The 15,774-nt window shown below is 65.3% G+C and carries 18 protein-coding genes; 12 read left to right on the forward strand and 6 right to left on the reverse strand.

The features are described from left to right. Nucleotides 1-127: 127 nt before the first annotated feature. Complete coding sequence (locus BMY29_RS19960) at nt 128-1,048, forward strand: cell division protein CdpA domain-containing protein (protein WP_049990544.1); 921 nt, start codon at nt 128-130, stop codon at nt 1,046-1,048. 96 nt (nt 1,049-1,144) lie between these two features. Further along, entirely contained in the window at nt 1,145-2,176 is a 1,032-nt protein-coding gene (locus tag BMY29_RS19965; protein ID WP_049990543.1) for a disk-shape morphogenesis protein volactin, read from the forward strand. Nucleotides 2,177-2,256: 80 nt separating this feature from the next. On the opposite strand, the gene BMY29_RS19970 is transcribed toward BMY29_RS19965, so the two are convergent. Then, on the reverse strand, nt 2,257-2,448 hold the full coding sequence (locus tag BMY29_RS19970) for a zinc finger domain-containing protein (RefSeq protein WP_049990542.1): 192 nt from the start codon (nt 2,446-2,448) through the stop codon (nt 2,257-2,259). Between the two features lie 176 nt (nt 2,449-2,624). Here BMY29_RS19970 and BMY29_RS19975 point away from each other — a divergent pair, with 176 nt between their 5' ends. Beyond that, nucleotides 2,625-3,020, forward strand: a complete 396-nt coding sequence (locus BMY29_RS19975) for a DUF7961 family protein (protein WP_049990587.1) — start codon at nt 2,625-2,627, stop codon at nt 3,018-3,020. 10 nt (nt 3,021-3,030) lie between these two features. Next, entirely contained in the window at nt 3,031-3,678 is a 648-nt protein-coding gene (locus tag BMY29_RS19980; protein ID WP_049990541.1) for an METTL5 family protein, read from the forward strand. Nucleotides 3,679-3,683: 5 nt separating this feature from the next. Here BMY29_RS19980 and BMY29_RS19985 read toward each other — a convergent pair whose 3' ends face one another. Then, nucleotides 3,684-5,597: a rhomboid family intramembrane serine protease gene (locus BMY29_RS19985; protein WP_049990540.1), complete on the reverse strand. Its 1,914-nt coding sequence runs from the start codon at nt 5,595-5,597 to the stop codon at nt 3,684-3,686. A 108-nt stretch (nt 5,598-5,705) separates the two neighbouring features. Between BMY29_RS19985 and BMY29_RS19990 the strand changes: the two genes are divergently transcribed. Then, nucleotides 5,706-5,987, forward strand: a complete 282-nt coding sequence (locus tag BMY29_RS19990) for a DNA-directed RNA polymerase subunit L (protein WP_049990539.1) — start codon at nt 5,706-5,708, stop codon at nt 5,985-5,987. Between the two features lie 133 nt (nt 5,988-6,120). Here the strand turns inward: BMY29_RS19990 and BMY29_RS19995 are convergent, their stop codons facing one another. Together BMY29_RS19995 and hisF are read right to left on the reverse strand one after the other, a co-directional pair. Next, nucleotides 6,121-7,020, reverse strand: a complete 900-nt coding sequence (locus BMY29_RS19995) for a hypothetical protein (RefSeq protein ID WP_049990538.1) — start codon at nt 7,018-7,020, stop codon at nt 6,121-6,123. 91 nt (nt 7,021-7,111) lie between these two features. Then, nucleotides 7,112-7,927 (reverse strand): imidazole glycerol phosphate synthase subunit HisF, encoded by an 816-nt coding sequence (gene hisF / locus BMY29_RS20000; protein ID WP_049990537.1) that lies wholly within the window; start codon nt 7,925-7,927, stop codon nt 7,112-7,114. Between the two features lie 157 nt (nt 7,928-8,084). On the opposite strand from hisF, the gene BMY29_RS20005 reads away from it, so the two are divergent. Beyond that, nucleotides 8,085-8,276 carry a DUF7550 family protein gene (locus tag BMY29_RS20005; protein WP_049990536.1) on the forward strand — a complete coding sequence of 64 codons (192 nt, stop codon included), beginning with the start codon at nt 8,085-8,087 and terminating at the stop codon, nt 8,274-8,276. Between the two features lie 31 nt (nt 8,277-8,307). Here the strand turns inward: BMY29_RS20005 and BMY29_RS20010 are convergent, their stop codons facing one another. Together BMY29_RS20010 and BMY29_RS20015 are read right to left on the reverse strand one after the other, a co-directional pair. Further along, a complete protein-coding gene (locus tag BMY29_RS20010) occupies nt 8,308-8,535 on the reverse strand; it encodes a ribbon-helix-helix domain-containing protein (RefSeq protein WP_008014354.1) in 228 nt (75 codons plus the stop codon). A gap of 167 nt (nt 8,536-8,702) precedes the next feature. Beyond that, nucleotides 8,703-9,002, reverse strand: coding sequence for a hypothetical protein (locus tag BMY29_RS20015; RefSeq protein WP_049990535.1), 300 nt, complete (start codon nt 9,000-9,002; stop codon nt 8,703-8,705). Between the two features lie 256 nt (nt 9,003-9,258). On the opposite strand from BMY29_RS20015, the gene BMY29_RS20020 reads away from it, so the two are divergent. The 6 genes from BMY29_RS20020 to BMY29_RS20045 form a co-directional block, all read left to right on the forward strand. Next, a complete protein-coding gene (locus BMY29_RS20020) occupies nt 9,259-9,861 on the forward strand; it encodes a sulfite oxidase-like oxidoreductase (protein ID WP_049990534.1) in 603 nt (200 codons plus the stop codon). 85 nt (nt 9,862-9,946) lie between these two features. Further along, a complete protein-coding gene (locus BMY29_RS20025; RefSeq protein ID WP_049990533.1) occupies nt 9,947-11,308 on the forward strand; it encodes an isochorismate synthase in 1,362 nt (453 codons plus the stop codon). 69 nt (nt 11,309-11,377) lie between these two features. Beyond that, nucleotides 11,378-13,228 (forward strand): 2-succinyl-5-enolpyruvyl-6-hydroxy-3-cyclohexene-1-carboxylic-acid synthase, encoded by a 1,851-nt coding sequence (gene menD / locus BMY29_RS20030; RefSeq protein ID WP_049990532.1) that lies wholly within the window; start codon nt 11,378-11,380, stop codon nt 13,226-13,228. Nucleotides 13,229-13,806: 578 nt separating this feature from the next. Then, entirely contained in the window at nt 13,807-14,190 is a 384-nt protein-coding gene (locus tag BMY29_RS20035) for an ArsR/SmtB family transcription factor (protein WP_049990531.1), read from the forward strand. Nucleotides 14,191-14,192: 2 nt separating this feature from the next. Beyond that, on the forward strand, nt 14,193-15,155 hold the full coding sequence (locus BMY29_RS20040) for a permease (RefSeq protein ID WP_049990530.1): 963 nt from the start codon (nt 14,193-14,195) through the stop codon (nt 15,153-15,155). A 132-nt stretch (nt 15,156-15,287) separates the two neighbouring features. Then, nucleotides 15,288-15,774, forward strand: a 487-nt coding sequence (locus BMY29_RS20045) for a methyltransferase domain-containing protein (RefSeq protein ID WP_143067753.1), incomplete at its 3' end; no start/stop codon positions are given.

Here is a 15,774-nt window from a genome sequence, read left to right on the forward strand (position 1 = left end):
GGAACGGACCACCGGCCGAGCCGCCCTTTCATGCACACGCGGTCCGCCGAATCCTCGGTGTGGCGTCGTTCGGTCGGTTCTGTACACGTCCCAACAGTCATAGTACTGGAGTATAAACGGGGTGCTAATGTCAGCGGAACAGGCCCCAGACGGCTATCTCTTCGACCTCTATCGTCGATACATCGGTGAACCGGAGGACCGGACCGACGTCTACGTTGGGTTCGGTCTGTTCCTCGGCGGAATCGGACTGGCGATCATCGGACTGTTGCTCTTCCTCTGGGGCAATACGTTCGAGGCCCGCTCTGCAGAGTACTTCGCGTGGATCGGGCCCGCGTACGCGCTCGCGATGGTCGCGCTTCCCGTCACGATGCTCGGTATCGTCGTCTTGCTCCCGTCGGAACGACGGATGCTCTACACGTCGGTCGTCGGCGTCGCCGTCACCGTCGGTGCGGTCGTCGGTTTCCTCGCCGTGTACCCCAAGGATTGGAACGGCTACGGCGCCGACTACACCGTCGAAATCATCGCAATTTACGCCGTCGGCCTCGCCGCGCTTATCGCCTCGACGGGCGCGGCGCTGATCGCACACTACCTCGACATGGCTCGTCAGGTCGATGCCGTCGCCGCCGACGACGAGGCGGACGACGAGCCCGAGTTCACCGACGAGGACGTCCGTCGAGACATCGACGAGGCGATGGACGACGTCGAACTCTCGTGGGGCGGCGTCGAGAAGACCGAACACAAGCGCCTGAGCTTCTCCGAGGACGACCTCACCGACGTCAGCGTCGACACCGACGCGGGGACGACGACCACTCGCTCCTCGGGTGTCGATGCGCAGGTCGCCGGTCTCAAGGGACTGAAAGGTGGCGAGACGAAGACGACGACCTCGAGCTCGACGGTCGACGATCAGACGGCGAAGCTGAAGGAGCTCCGTGAGCAACAGCAGGCTGAAGAGCTGGCGACCGACGACGAGGATGGCGCCGTCGACGCCGTGGCGAAACCGTTCGCGTCCCTCCTCGACCGCTTCCGGGACCTGATAAACCGCAATTAATTGCCGTCGCGGAAAAGAATCACTCTGTTATGACGTAGTATCAGATCCGAATGTAACGCACATAGATTTATAATCCGTCGGTGGCCTTGCCCACACATGGCCAAAGGCCTAGACGTTGGAACGATGAACATCCTGTCAGCACAGCAGGATGGCAACGACACGGTTTTCGTGCAGCAGCGCAACTCCTTCGTAGAAATTGAGTACTCGGATATGGCCGAGCAGATGCTCTCGCGAAGTGAAGTACTCCACATTCGGAAAGACGACAAGGTATACGTCGTCGGCGACGACGCCCTCAACTTCGCGAACATCTTCAACAAGGAGACGCGCCGCCCGATGAAACACGGGATCCTCTCGAACGACGAGCAGAGCGCGATCCCGATGATGAAGCTCATCATCGAACAGGTCGTCGGCGAGCCCGCCTATCCCGACGAGAAGCTCTACTTCTCGACGCCTGCGGACCCGATCGACTCCGATCTCTCGACGCTATACCACCAGAAGACGATCGAGTCCTTCCTAAACGACATGGGCTACGACGCCGAGCCGATCAACGAGGGCATGTCCGTCATCTACTCCGAGCTCGCGGACAACAACTTCACCGGCCTCGGGATCTCGTTCGGTGCCGGCATGACGAACGTCTGTCTGGCCTACTACGCGGTCCCCGTCATGAAGTTCTCCGTCGCCCGCGGTGGCGACTGGATCGACGAACAGGCTGCCCGCGCGACCGGCACGCCCGTCGACAAGGTCACCTCGATCAAGGAGGACGACTTCGAACTCGACTTCACCACGGACGTCGGCGGCGTCGAGGGTGCGCTGTCGATCTACTACGAGAACCTGCTCGACTACGTCATCGAGAACACCGTCCGGGAAGTCGACGACGAAGACGTCGAAGAAGGACTGGACGTCCCCGTCGTCGTCACGGGTGGCACCTCGAGCCCCGACGGCTTCGAGGCGCTGTTCCGCGACCATCTCGAAGAGGCGAACATTCCGTTTTCGATCAGCGGCGTCTCGCACGCGAACGAACCGCTCTACAGCGTCGCCCGCGGTGGCCTCGTCGCCGCTCGCTCCGACGAGGACGTCGACCACGACCAGGCGGACGAGGAAGCAGAAGCGGCGGCCGCCAACGAGTAACGACGGTCCCGGCTGCGGTTCTCGGTGGTTCGATCCTTTTTCGACGATCGGCGACAGCGAGACGTGAGCGATCGGACTGCTTATCGATCCGAAGTGGCCGTTGATTCGTCGTAGAATCGATTGAACGCCTCGCCCCAGGATTCGGGCTCCTCGCGTTGGGGCTGGTGTTCGACGGACACGTCCGCAAACCCACAGTGCGAGCACGTCACCGTCGATGCCTCGCCGAGAGAGAGTACTTCGATGGGGCCCTGACACCGTGGACACTCGTTCATACCTGTCACTTTCACGGATCGTCCTTAACTCTATTCGAATCTGTCGGAAATAGGACCGTTCGCGTCCGCTTTCGACCCTCGGTCGCCGTCGCCGCTGACAGCGTTGCATCCGCTCGAGTGTATTACTACTGCGTATTCACTAACCTTTTTGTATGCAGGCTATGTATGCACTGGCAATGAGTACGACGTCGTCCCCCACCCGTGCGATCGACCGCTGTCAGCCCGCCGACGCGACCCCCGTCACGCTCGAGGCTGCGGCCCTCGAGTCGACGGCGCCGGAGTACCTCCGCGATCTCAAGGGCGAACTGACCGCCGAGGGGTTGGTTCCCGCGGAACTGACCGTCGAGGCGTGTTTCGACGAGGACTGCTCGCTTGCCACCCAGGACGAGGTCGACCGCATCCGCGGCTACGTCCGCGCTGGCTCCTTCCTCGGCGTCGGAACCGTGACCGTCACCGTCGACGACGTCGCGGACCCCGAGAAGGTCCGTCCCGCCCTGGCAGCCTGCGCTGAACGGGCCGCCCGCGAAGGACTCGCGTTCGATCTCGAAGGGCCCATCACCGTCGACGCCTGACTCTCGCGGGATGGCTCCCTCTCGGCGCACGCTCGCCCGCCGCCTCGAGTCGGTCGACGATTTCTCCGATCCGTCCGCCAGCCTCGAGCAGTATCTAACGCCGTCGGAACTCGCCGCTCACCTCTGTCACTTGGCGGGTTTACAGGGCGATCTCGATCGCCGGGTCGTCGATCTGGGGACCGGAACCGGAATGCTTGCCATCGCGGCGTCGCTTTCCGGCGCCGACCGCGTCGCGGGACTCGACGTCGACCCCGACGCGCTCCGCCTGGCCCGCCGAAACGAGCGGGCGGTTCGCGACGAGTCCGGCGGCGATAGAGCCCGGGGTAGTCGAGCGATCGCCTGGCTCCGCGGCGACGTCACTCGGCATCCGTTTTCGATCACCGACGCGACCGTCCTCTCGAACCCGCCGTTCGGCGCGCAACGGGGTAATCGCCACGCCGATCGCGAGTTTCTGGAGACGGCCCGCGAAATCGGGGCCGTCTCCTATACGATTCACAACGAGGGAAGTCAGGATTTCGTCGAGTCCTTCGCCGCCGACGAGGGCGGGACCGTCACGCACGCGTTCCGGGCGGAATTTCCGATCGCGAAGCGATTCGAGTTTCACACCGAAGCGGAGACCACGCTCGACGCCGAGGTTTTCCGGATCGAGTGGGAGTAAGGCGGTTAGTACTCGTCGTAGCGCTCTTCGCTCGCGACCGCGACCCGCGTCCCGTCGGCGGCCGCGTAGATCGACTCGTTCTCGCGCTCAAAGGAGAGGCCGCCGGCCGACGCCGTCTCGTTCTCGGCCGGAACCGGCGTCGTCGCGACCGGCTCGGTCCCGTCCGATTGGACTTCGAGGACGAACTCCCCGCCGTCGGAATCGATCGTTACGTTCCGGCCCGCGATCCGGGCCTCCGCCCGGGATTCGTTGGACTCGTGTGCGAGCCGGCGGTCCCCGCCGTCCTCGATCCAGACCTGATAGACGGTGTCGTTGCCGACGGGCTCCCAGCCGGTCCGTTCGACGTGGACGGCCTCGCGCCAGCCGGCGCCGCCGACGTAGACCGTCTCCTCGCCGGTAAACGAGAGCCGCTGGGCGCTGACCGCTTCGAGCCAGACGTTTCGCTGCTCGCTCGCGACGATCACCCCGCTGGACTCGAGGCCCTCGTCGCTCTCGATGGCGTCGATGCCGATCCCGGAGACCAGCCCGTTCGGGACACCTTCGACGTACTCGACCGTGTAGTCCTCGATCTCGACGGCGGCGTCCGAGGACGCGGTGGCGTCTTCGACGACGAGGAAGTTGGCCGGAATGGCGATCCCGGCGAGGATCGCGAGGATGCAGAGGACCGCCATGAACGCGGTCCGTTTGCGAGTCAGGGATGCTATCCAGTTCGACTGACGAGCTGCTCGTCGGGGTCCCGCAGTGTCGCCGACGATTTCGCGGATGCGATCGAGGCGCGCCGTGGCGGTTCCGTCACCGTCGCGGCGTCCGCTCGCGAGTTCGAGCGGCCTGGCGACCGCTGATCGAGTCCCGTTCTCCGAGTCCGAATCCGAGGCGGGGGTCGAGGCGTCCATTCGCGCGAGCAGCCGTTCGACCCGCTGCGAGAGGAGCGGTTTCTCGGAGGCGGTCATCGAGAGCGTCACCACCAGTGCGAGCACCGCGACGACCGCGATGCCGGGACCCTGAAAGAGGACGTACGTGTTCTCGCCGCCGAACCAGTAGATCGCCCACAGGTTCTTCGAGAAACCGAAGAGGAGGATCGCGAGCCAGAGGAAGAGCGGGTTCGGGCGGGCGTTCCGTCGCTCGAGGAGCGCGATTCCGAGCACGAAACCCAGAAAGAGGCCGATCGCGTGGCCCTGGATGGCGATGCCGGCCCACGACGGCGCCGAGGGCGGGCTCGGCTCGGCGGTGTAGACCCTGATCGGCTCCTGCAGCGCGTAATAGAGCCGCAAGATGACGCTCTGCACGCCGAGCGTCCCGACGATCGTCGCGATCGGATAGTGGACGATCGCGAACCCGGCGAAGGCGAAGACGACGCCGGAAAACCCGATGACTGGACCGAGCGCGAACAGGCTCGTCGTCAGCCCGATCCCGATGACGGCCAGCGGGAACAGGACGAACGCGCGTATCCGGGGATCGGTTCGCCAGGCGTCGGCCGCCCGGGTCCGGTCCCGGTCGTCAGTGGCAGCGTCGGTGTCGGTGGCGGTCGCGGTTTTGGTGTCCGAGTCGGGGAAGTGCCCCCAGGCGTACTCCGCCAGCGGCGCGACCACGACCGTCCCCGCCAGGTTACCGACGAGGTGGCCGGGGCCGGCGTGGGAGAACGCCGCCGTCGCCATCCCGAGTGGGTAGAAGTACGACCAGGCGCGGAAGGGGATCGTCACGGGATCGTCGAAGTCGGTGATGCCGTCCTGCACGAACAGGTAGACGCAGAGTACGAATGCGATCACGACGAGCGATCCCCAGGGAATTCCGTAGAGGAGCCGCGCCCCGGCCACGTCGCGCCAGCGCCTGGTCGGGCGGTGGATCTGCCTGACGACGGCGATCGACCCGATCAGGGCCGCAGCGACGACGAGGGTCAGCAGGGCCGCAAGCGAGCGCATGTCCCGTGGTTCGAACGGCGCCGTATAGTGATTTATCTTCGAGTCACGGCAGCCGCGGCGAACGTCGGCTTCGAAAGGTACAAGCGGCCGACGAACGGAAGGAGGGACATGGAACTGCGGGTCACCGAGAGCAGCGAGGACGAACTTGCCATCGAGATCGCCGGCGAGGATCACACCTTCATGAACGTGCTGAAGGGCGCGCTACTCGAACACGACGACGTCGCCGCGGCGACCTACGACGTCAATCCGGAGCAGTCGGGCGGCCAGACCGAGCCGATCCTGACGATCAAGACCGAGGGCGCCGACCCGCTCGAGTGTCTCGAGGAAGCGGCGGTCACCGTCCGCGAGAAGTCGGCGTCGTTCCGCGACGCGTTCGAAGCGGCGGCCTGAACCCCGATCGATCGTCGATCGCACCGCTCTCGACTCGATTTTCTCTCGATTTCGACTGTAATCACAGTCCGTCGCAGCGTGCGGTTTTCGCGCCGGAGTGGCTGGAGACGCCGAAGTCGGCGATCGCCGACGGTCAACACGCCGCGTAGAACACGTAGAGATCGTCGTTCGGCGCGACGTGGACGTCGATACCTTCGGCGTCGAATCCGGATCGGACCTCGTCGCCGAACCGCGAAGACAGGAGCGCCGTAGCGACGTCGTCGGCGAACGCGGCTTCGTCGGGGTAGTCCTCGACCGAGAGGTCGGAGACGATCATCGGTGCGTCGACGGGAGGTTCGCTACAGTCGTGGTCGAAATCGCCGGGATCCGCAGCGTCGGGCTCCGCATCGTCGAACTCGACCGCGACGTACGCGCGATTCTGGTACTCCGCGTACGCCGCGAGCCCGTCGTCGTATGCGCGCGCCGCTGACTCGTCCCGCTCCTCGTCGAGCCGTTCGTGGATTTCCGCTGCCGCGATCTCGAGGTCGATCCCCGCTTTCTGATCGCCATCGCCTGGCGCGTCCGGCGGCGACGGCGAGCCGATCCCGGGCAGGATCGACGGGGAAACGATCCCCGTCGCGAACAGCGCGATGACGAGCCCGATCGCGGCGAGGATCGGCAGGTAGGGTTTCGCGACCTCGAACCAGGTCGGGGCGGTCAGGTCGCGTTCGAGCCCGTCGTAGGTCTGTTCGACCCGTTCGAGGTCGGGGTTGCCACAGCGCGAACAGGGCGGCGTGTTGCGAACGTGTTCCCGGCCGCAGTTCGGACAGGTCCAGACGTAGTCGGGGCCGGTGTCGACGGTACCGGTTCCGGTGCTGGTGCCGGTCGTCTCGGCTCCAGTACTGGATTCGGGCCCGGATCCGGAGTCACCGTCGGTCGCGTTCGCGTCGCTCGCGCGGACGACAGCCTTCTCGAAGGCGTTGTGACCGCACTCGTCACAGGGCGGCTCGTTCTCCGCGTGCGGTTTCCCACACCACGCGCATCGCCATTTCACTGGTAGAAACGCACGACTACGAAGAGATAAGCCTGCTGGATGGACGTCATCCGGGTCGGCCGCGCCGGCGCCGGGATCGCCGTCCTCGGCGTCAGCGACGGACGGGAACGCCGTGCTCGTCGAGGTAGGCCTTCGTCTCCTCGATCGAGTACTCGTCGAAGTGGAAGATCGAGGCCGCCAGGCCGGCGTCGGCGCCGGCCTCGGTGAACACGTCGTACATGTCCTCGGGGCCCCCACAGCCCGAGGAGGCGATGACCGGCGTGTCGACGGTCTCGGAGACCGCCTTCGTCAGCGGGAGGTCGTAGCCGTCTTTCGTCCCGTCCTTGTCGATCGAGTTGACGAAGAGTTCGCCCGCGCCGCGGGCCTCGGCCTCCGCGGCCCACTCGAGGACGTCGATCCCGGTCCCCTCACGGCCGCCCTTCTTCGTGCACTCGAACCAGCAGGACTCGCCGTCGATCTCGACGTAGTGTTCGCCGCCCTCGTCGAAGCGTCGCCTGGCGTCGACGCTAATGACGATACACTGGCTGCCGAACGCGCGGGCGCCCTCGTTGACGAGTTCGGGGCGTTCGAGCGCGCCGGTGGTGATCGAGACCTTGTCCGCGCCGGCCCGCAGGGTCTCCTTGATGTCCCCGGTGGTGCGGATGCCGCCGCCGACGGTGAGGGGAATAAAGACCTGGTCAGCGACGCGTTCGACGACGTCGAGCATCGTTTCGCGGCCCTCCGCGGAGGCGGTGATGTCGAGGAAGACAAATTCGTCCGCGCCCGCGCGGTTGTACGCGCGGGCCATCTCGACCGGGTCGCCGGTGTATTTGAGGTCCTCGAAGTTGACGCCGGTGTAGACCGCCGGGTTCCCGTCCTCGTCGAGGTCCACGTCGATACACGGGATGACTCGCTTGGTCAGTACCATGTGGTTGCTACCCGAGTGTTCGAACCGAGGATAGTAAAGCCGTCTGGATCGGGAAAGACGGACCGAGACGGCCGGAACGTCGACGACTGGACGAGCGCGAGTTCCCGAGACGTTCCGTGTAGGTGCCCTTAAGTGACGGAACAGAGAACACGCACGTATGGTAGCCGACACCGAACACGACGAACACGAGGCCGATACGGGAGCGGACGTCGGCCACGACCTCGACGCCGAGCGAACGACTGCACCGATGAGCGACTACTCCGGACGTGACGTCGGTATCGGCGTCGTCGTCATGCTACTCGGGGCGGTCGTCGCGTTCGGAATTCCGCTGCTCACGATCGGGCTATAGCGCTGCCGAGAGCCGATCCAAAAATCGGGCGTTAGAAGACGTATTCGTCGTCGTGGCCCATCATGCCGTCGTCTTCGAGGCCGGTGCCGCCCGTTGCTCCTTCGTCTTCGTCCATCGGCCCGCTGGTTTTGTAGGCTTTGATGCCCGTCGAGAGGAGGTCCTCGATCGCCTCCTCACGGTTGACGAACTCGCCGCGTTCGACCATCTGGGCAATCTGCATCTCGAGGTGCTCCGGTATGGTGATCTCTACTTTCGGCATCTGATTCGGCTTTCGGCGAGGGGGTATTTAGGTCTGACGGGGACTCTACACGGATAGGAAAGAAAAAACTCGCCTCGGCGAAACGACGGTTGTTCGGCGAGCGTCGGTCGAAGACCGAAGGTGTCGCGGGGGACCGTATGGCGCTGAAGCTCGAACTGCGAGCCGATTCAGCGGTTGCCCATCATCGAGTCGAACGCGTTCTTCAGCGTCGTTCCCGGCTGGGTGACCGACTGGAGCTGGTTAAGCATCTTCCGCTGGTTGAAGTAACTCGCGAACGCGAGGATGGTCGGCGGCCAGAGCCCGATGAACGCGCCCAACTGTCGCTCTCCTCGGAGGAAGAAGTAGTACAGCGAGAGGCCGACGGAGGCGGCCGACGCGACGAACGCGGGGCCCATGGCTTCTTCGCCGACTTCTTCTGCTGCCTGTTCGGTAACTTCCCGTTCGGCTATCTGCTGTCTGTTTGCCATACAAGCGAGTGTAGTCGAGACTGTACTAAGGGATGGCGAGGGTTTCGCAAGGAAGCCCCTGAATTGTGATGTCGAGCCGACTGTTACAGTTCGTTTCGACCCCGTCATCGGCCCGGAAATACGGGCTTACGTGTCGACGATCGTTTCATTCGAACGGTGAGTCCCGGTCACACGCGACACGTGGATGGATGGGTCGTCGGCTCGGCCCGCCCGCCGGAGGCGTCACATCTACATCCGTCGGGACGTACGCACGCGTATGACGAACGACGCGACCGACGTTACGGATCTCTACCAGGAGTTCGGCGACGAGCGGCTGCCGCCCGGCCAGCGGGAGACGTCGGCGTTTCCGGTCCTCTCGAAGAGCGGGACGCCCGACTGGGACCCCGACACGTGGGAGTTCACCGTCACCGGCGCGGTCGACGAGGAACTAACCTTCTCGTGGGACGAGTTCCGCGACCTGCCCAGCGAGACCCAACGGCAGGATTTCCACTGCGTTACCGGGTGGAGCAAGTTCGACTGCGAATTCACGGGCGTCCCCTTCACCGAGATCGCCGAGCGGGCCGGCGTCCGCGACGACGCGGTCCACGTCATGTTCTCCGCGCTGGACGGCTACACCACCGATCTGCCGCTCGAAGACTGCATGCGCGAGGAAGTCCTATTCACCTGGGAGTACGACGGCGAGTCGCTTCCCGAGGACCACGGCGGCCCGCTCCGGGTGATTACGCCCCACAAGTACGCCTACAAGGGCGCGAAATGGGTCGACGGCATCGAGTTCCTCACCGAAGCGCAGCGCGGCTATTGGGAGAAGCGCGGCTACTCGCAGACGGCCGACCCCTGGCAGGAAGAGCGCTACAGCTAACGGAATTCAACGGGATTCAACGGACGTCTCCCGACCGGTCGGCGAATAGTTAGGCTGAAGGCCGGGCGGTCCCGACGTGCGGTCGATGGACCGATCGTCGGGTGAGGGTCAACTGGCGGCCGATTCGGCGTCGACGGTCGAGCCGGTCGACCTGGTCAGCCGCAGTCGCGAACTCGAATGCGAGGACGACCACGTCGCCGTCGGCGCGTTGCTCCGCGGCGACACCGCATCGCGGATCCGGTGGGCCACGCCTGACGGACTCGAACTCGTCGGGAGGGGCGTCGCCGCACGGTTCGCGGCCGGTGGCCCCGACCGCTTCGATCGGATTCGAACGCAGGCGAGTCGCGTCTTCGACGCGCTCGCACACGATGGCCCGGAGCCCGCCCGCCCGCGGGCCGTCGGCGGCTTTTCGTTTCACGACGGCCACGAACCCGGCCCGCCCTGGACCGGCTTCGACGCGGCCGCCTTCGTCGTCCCGCAGGTGCTCCTCACTCGCACCGACGACGGGACATGGCTGACGACCGTCGGCACCCGCGCCGACGAGGCCGACGACCGTCTCGAGCGCTGGACCGATCGCCTGGCCGCGCTCCCGTCGAACCGATCGAGCGGCTCGGCCCCCGCCCCGGGCGTCGCGTCGACGCGACGCACCACGTCGAAAGCGGCCTGGTCCGATCAGGTCGAGACGGCGCTGGACCGGATCGCCGACGGCCGGCTGACGAAGGTCGTCCTGGCACAGGCCCTCTCGGTCGACCTCGAGGGGGCGATCGACGTGCCCGCGACCCTCGAGCGGCTCCGCCGGCAGTATCCGAACTGTTACCGGTTCCTGGTCGGCCGCGAGGTCGGCGGGACGTTCTTCGGCGCGCCGCCCGAGCGCCTGGTGGCGAAACGCGGCAACCGCGTCGAGACGGAGGCGCTGGCCGGCTCCGTCCCCCGCGGGGAGACGCCAGCCGAAGATAGGGAACACGTCGAGCGGATGCGGGCCGACGAGAAGTTCCAGCACGAACACGAACTCGTCGTGGACGCGATCCGCGAGCAGCTCGCGCCGTTCGCGCGCGAACTCACCGTCAGCGAGCAGACGATCCGTCGCCTGGCGACCATTCAACACTTACAGACGCCGATCGAGGCGATCCTCGACGGCGACCGACACGTCCTCGAACTCGTCGAGGCCTTACACCCGACGCCGGCGGTCGGCGGAGTCCCGCCCGACGCGGCCTGGGAGACGATCCGCGATACGGAGCCGTTCGGCCGAGGCTGGTACGCCGCGCCGCTGGGGTGGTTCGACGGCGACGGCGACGGCGAGTTCGCGGTCGCGCTCCGCTCCGGTGTCGCGGCCGACGGGACCGTGACGCTGTTTGCGGGCAACGGCATCGTCGCCGACAGCGATCCGGCCGAGGAGTGGGACGAAGTACAGCTGAAGTTCCGCCCGATCCTCGACGAACTCAGATAGCGCCGCAACCGAGAACCGATATCCGAGACCGCGACCCGAAACCACTACTCATACCGATACTCGATACCGATGACTGCGCCGAACCGCGCGACCCTCTGGGGTCGCGTCCTCGCCGACGAACTCGCAAAGGGCGGCCTCGAAGCCGTCTGTATCGCGCCCGGCAGCCGGTCGACGCCGCTGACCGTCGCCTTCGCCGCGCACCCCGACATCGACGTCTACTCGCACCTAGACGAGCGTGCGGCGGCCTACTTCGCGCTCGGTCGCGCCCGCCGGACCGGCGAGCCGACGGCCCTAGTCTGTACCTCCGGTACGGCGGCCGCGAACTTCCATCCCGCCGTGGTCGAGGCCGACCAGGCCCGCGTGCCGCTGCTGGTGCTCACGGCCGACCGACCGCCCGAACTCCGCGACAGCGGCGCGAACCAGACGGTCGACCAGGTCAAACTCTACGGCGATGCGGTGCGGTGGTATTCGGAGCTTCCCGAGCCAGAAGCCGACGAGCGGAAGGTGCGGAGCCTCCGGACGACCGCCGCCCGCGCGCTCGCGGAGACGACCGGCGTTCCGCCCGGTCCCGTCCACCTGAACTGTCCGTTCAGGAAGCCCCTCGAGCCGACCGAGGTGCCCGGCGACGTCCCCGAGTCGTTCTCGGACGGCCTGGCCGGCCGCGGGCGAGACGGCGTCTTCGTCGAGACCGACGCCGGCGACCGGACGCTCGAAGACGACAGGATACGGACGGTCACCCGCGCGCTCGCGGACGCGGAGCGACCCCTGATCGTCGCCGGGCCGGCCGATCCCGCCGATCTCTCGGCGCTCGATCCGGCGGCCGTGACCGACCTCGCCGACCGACTGGGCGCGCCGGTTCTCGCGGACCCGCTCTCGGGGCTGCGGTTCGGCTCCCACGTCGGGTCCGGTGACGCGGGCGAGGACGGAAACGACGGCGACGGCGACGCTACCCGAACGATCTACGGCGGCTACGACACCTACGTTCGAGAACTCCCGGCACCCGACGTCGTCCTCCGATTCGGCGCTTCCCCCACGTCGAAACCGCTCCGGCACGCGCTCCGTGACGCCGATGCGACGCAGTTCCTCGTCGATCCCGCGGGCGCCTGGCGCGAGGCGACGTTCACCGCGACCGATCTGCTGGCGGCCGAGCCGGCAACCGTCGTTGACGGATTGCTCGCGGCGCTGCGGCCCGATCATTCACCGAACCCGCGAGCGACGACTGACGACGCCTGGCGCGCTCGGTTCGACGCGGCCGAGCGCCGCCACTGGGAGGTCTGTGATCACGCGTGCTCCACGGAGGCCCTCGCGTCGGAGCCGTTCGAGGGCGCCGTGCTCGCGTCGGTGGTCGCGAACGCGCCGGACCCGGCGACGGTGTTCGTCTCGAACAGCATGCCGATCCGGGACGCCGACCGCTTCGCCAGGCCGCGGGACGCCGACCTGACGGTGCTCGCGAACCGCGGCGCGAGCGGCATCGACGGCATCGCGAGCACGGCGCTGGGCGCCGGGAGCGCGACCGACGATCCGCTCGTGCTCGTCACGGGCGACCTGGCCTTCTACCACGATTCGAACGGGCTGCTCGCCGTCGATCGCTGCGACGTCGACGCGACGATCGTCCTGCTGGACAACGACGGCGGCGGCATCTTCCACGAGCTCCCGATCGAGGAGTTCGAACCGCCCTTTACGGACCAGTTTAAGACGCCCCACGGCCTCGAGTTCGACGCGCTCGCCGACTTCTACGACCTCGAGTTCGAACGCGTCGAGCCCGCGGGGTTCGCGGACGCGTATCGGGAGTCGCTCGAGACCACGGGAACGCAGGTGCTCTCGGTCGAGTTCGACTCGGAAGCGAGCCACCGGCGACGCGAATCGCTCGAGGAACGCGTGCGGGACGCGATTGGCGAGCATACCACCAACGGAATGTAGCCCGGTTGGCGAGACCGATAGTCCTGAGCGACCGTTATTTCCGGTCCGTGACGGCCGAAATCCGTATCGTTCTGATCGAGTGTGAGCGATACTCGTGCGCCGGTGATCGGAGTATGCCAAACAAATAAACTTTATAACGATATACGAAACTATGTTCTTCGCGGCCGCGACTTCGACGTTCGGGTGACGAGTATCGCACGATCTCCCGTTCTGGCTCCGCCACTGGAGATCGTGCCGAGGGCACGGGTGCGGTTCGATCGTCTATCCGTTCCGACTGGCAGGACCTCCGTTCCGAGAGGATAGTGTAGTCGTCGGACCAAAGATCGTATTGTAATATCTCAATTCGTATTCGGGGATGGCCACACGCACTCACCCCTAGGTATATATTGATCGAGATAATACGATATGACATGATGGGACGAAACCTCCTATTTCGAGCCTGGAATCGCCTTTCAGACCGATACAGTCCCGAAAATGGGTCGGATTGTTGCGGGACAAAAATCGAAGAAAGTCAATCTGAATCGGACGGCAACCAGAGCGAGCAGTGTTGTGAGTAATATAGAACGAATAATCCAGCTATGTCCGAATCAGGATCACCGCCTGACGAAGCGCGCGACGCGCTCGAGCGCCTGTACGACGATCCCGCCGAACGCATCGCTGACTTGCAGTCGATCGACGCCGCTGACGGCGACATCTCCGGCCAAGCAACCGTTTTCAAAGCGCTGGGGAACGAGGATCGACTCCGAATACTGCGCGCCCTTCGCGAATCCGAGTGCTGCGGCTGCGAGTTACAGGTCGTTCTCGACGCCCCGCAGTCGACGGTCGCGACCCACGTGCGGAAGCTGAAGGAAGCGGGACTAGTCAAGTCCCGCAAGAAAGGCAAGTGGAGCTACTACCGCATCGCCGATACGGCCGTCTTCGAACTACTCGACCTCGCTGACGCGATTCAGGAGGGAGAGTGACGGTGCTGCCACCGGACCTGTGGAACGGACTACTCGATTCGTGGGACTACTTCCAGCACCTCGCGGTCGTTCTCGTTCCGCTGTTCATCAGCGCGTCGTTTCTCGTTGGACTCGCTCGGGAATACCTTCCGCCGGAGCGGGTCGAACGGACGCTTCGCGGCCACGACGAGGGTGCCGGGAACATCGCTGCAGCTGGGTTCGGCGCCGTGACACCGTTTTGCTCGTGCTCGACCGTCCCGATCCTGGCCGGCCTGTTGCAGGCCGGGGCTCCGCTCGGGCTGGCGTTTTCGTTCCTGCTCGCGTCGCCGCTAGTCAACTGGATCGCCGTGCTCCTGTTGCTCGGCCTGTTCGGGATCGAAATAACGGTCTGGTACGTGTTACTGACGCTCCTCGCGGCTGTCGGTGGCGGAATCGTCATCGGTCGGCTGGGACTCTCCGATCAGGTGAAAGACGTTCGCGTTACGGACCACACGAGCCAGGCAGTCGCGACGGACGGCGGCACGTCCGAGTGCTGTGCCGGCAGGACCGAGACACGAACCGGCCGAACGCACGCACAACACGTCGCAACGGCCGCTCGCGAGGCGTGGTCGTTCTTCCTCGAGACGCTGCCGTACCTCGTCCTCGGGATGACGATTGGAGCGCTCATTCACGGCGCTGTGCCGCGAAGTCTCTTACACGCCGTCCTCGGGCCGGAAAACCCGCTGGCCGTGCCGTTCGCCGCACTCGCTGGCGCGCCGGTCTACATGAGTCTCAGCGGCATGCTCCCGCTCGCGGCGGCCCTCAGCGATCAGGGAATCGCTATCGGAACCGTCTTGGCGTTCGTCATCGGCGGTGCCGGGGTGAGTATTCCGAATCTCGTCCTACTGAACAAACTGTTTAAGCGCCGACTCTTGCTCGTCTACGCCGGAACGGTTGTGACGATTGGTATCGGTATCGGCGTCGTTTTCAATCATCTCGTCGTCTGAACGATGAATCTACAGCGACAGCGCTGTCGACCGATTTGCCCCTGCGAGGAACGGCCGGAACGAAAGCGCGGTGGTGTCGGCTCGTCTCGTTCGCCAACCAACCTTCGGAAACAACCGCAGCGTAACGATCTCATGACCGGAAGTACACCCGCAGACGACGATGAATCGTTTACCGAAACTGAACAGCGCGAAACAGTACGCGACCGATATACCGCCGTCGCCGCCGAGACGACGGCCGATTCCGACTCGTACACGGGAACGGACTGCTGTGGCGAGACGGAAACGGACTCGGACGATACGACCGCGGAGACGATCACCGGCTGTTGTACGAACGACGAGTCATCGAAGGAGTGGGCGGAACAAGTCGGGTATCAGTCGGCCGAAATCGAGTCAGTTCCGTCCGAAGCGAACCTTGGACTCGGGTGTGGAAATCCGACTGCCATCGCAAACCTCGAGTTGGGTGAATTCGTATTGGACCTAGGCTCCGGCGGCGGATTCGATTGCTTCCTTGCTGCGGATAAAGTCGGGCCAGACGGACTGGTCGTCGGGATTGATATGACGCCCGCGATGATCGAAACAGCGCGCGAAAATCGGTCGGAATCCGACACCGAGAACGTCG

It is taken from the genome of Natrinema salifodinae, from assembly GCF_900110455.1.
Lineage (GTDB): Archaea > Halobacteriota > Halobacteria > Halobacteriales > Natrialbaceae > Natrinema > Natrinema salifodinae.

Bases quoted from the DNA above. Each gene is read 5' to 3' on its own strand.
- BMY29_RS19960 (WP_049990544.1), top strand. From the start codon at position 128: ATGTCAGCGGAACAGGCCCCAGACGGCTATCTCTTCGACCTCTATCGT.
- BMY29_RS19965 (WP_049990543.1), top strand. From the start codon at position 1,145: ATGGCCAAAGGCCTAGACGTTGGAACGATGAACATCCTGTCAGCACAG.
- BMY29_RS19970 (WP_049990542.1), bottom strand. From the start codon at position 2,448: ATGAACGAGTGTCCACGGTGTCAGGGCCCCATCGAAGTACTCTCTCTC.
- BMY29_RS19975 (WP_049990587.1), top strand. From the start codon at position 2,625: ATGAGTACGACGTCGTCCCCCACCCGTGCGATCGACCGCTGTCAGCCC.
- BMY29_RS19980 (WP_049990541.1), top strand. From the start codon at position 3,031: ATGGCTCCCTCTCGGCGCACGCTCGCCCGCCGCCTCGAGTCGGTCGAC.
- BMY29_RS19985 (WP_049990540.1), bottom strand. From the start codon at position 5,597: ATGCGCTCGCTTGCGGCCCTGCTGACCCTCGTCGTCGCTGCGGCCCTG.
- BMY29_RS19990 (WP_049990539.1), top strand. From the start codon at position 5,706: ATGGAACTGCGGGTCACCGAGAGCAGCGAGGACGAACTTGCCATCGAG.
- hisF (WP_049990537.1), bottom strand. From the start codon at position 7,927: ATGGTACTGACCAAGCGAGTCATCCCGTGTATCGACGTGGACCTCGAC.
- BMY29_RS20005 (WP_049990536.1), top strand. From the start codon at position 8,085: ATGGTAGCCGACACCGAACACGACGAACACGAGGCCGATACGGGAGCG.
- BMY29_RS20010 (WP_008014354.1), bottom strand. From the start codon at position 8,535: ATGCCGAAAGTAGAGATCACCATACCGGAGCACCTCGAGATGCAGATT.
- BMY29_RS20015 (WP_049990535.1), bottom strand. From the start codon at position 9,002: ATGGCAAACAGACAGCAGATAGCCGAACGGGAAGTTACCGAACAGGCA.
- BMY29_RS20020 (WP_049990534.1), top strand. From the start codon at position 9,259: ATGACGAACGACGCGACCGACGTTACGGATCTCTACCAGGAGTTCGGC.
- BMY29_RS20025 (WP_049990533.1), top strand. From the start codon at position 9,947: ATGGACCGATCGTCGGGTGAGGGTCAACTGGCGGCCGATTCGGCGTCG.
- menD (WP_049990532.1), top strand. From the start codon at position 11,378: ATGACTGCGCCGAACCGCGCGACCCTCTGGGGTCGCGTCCTCGCCGAC.
- BMY29_RS20035 (WP_049990531.1), top strand. From the start codon at position 13,807: ATGTCCGAATCAGGATCACCGCCTGACGAAGCGCGCGACGCGCTCGAG.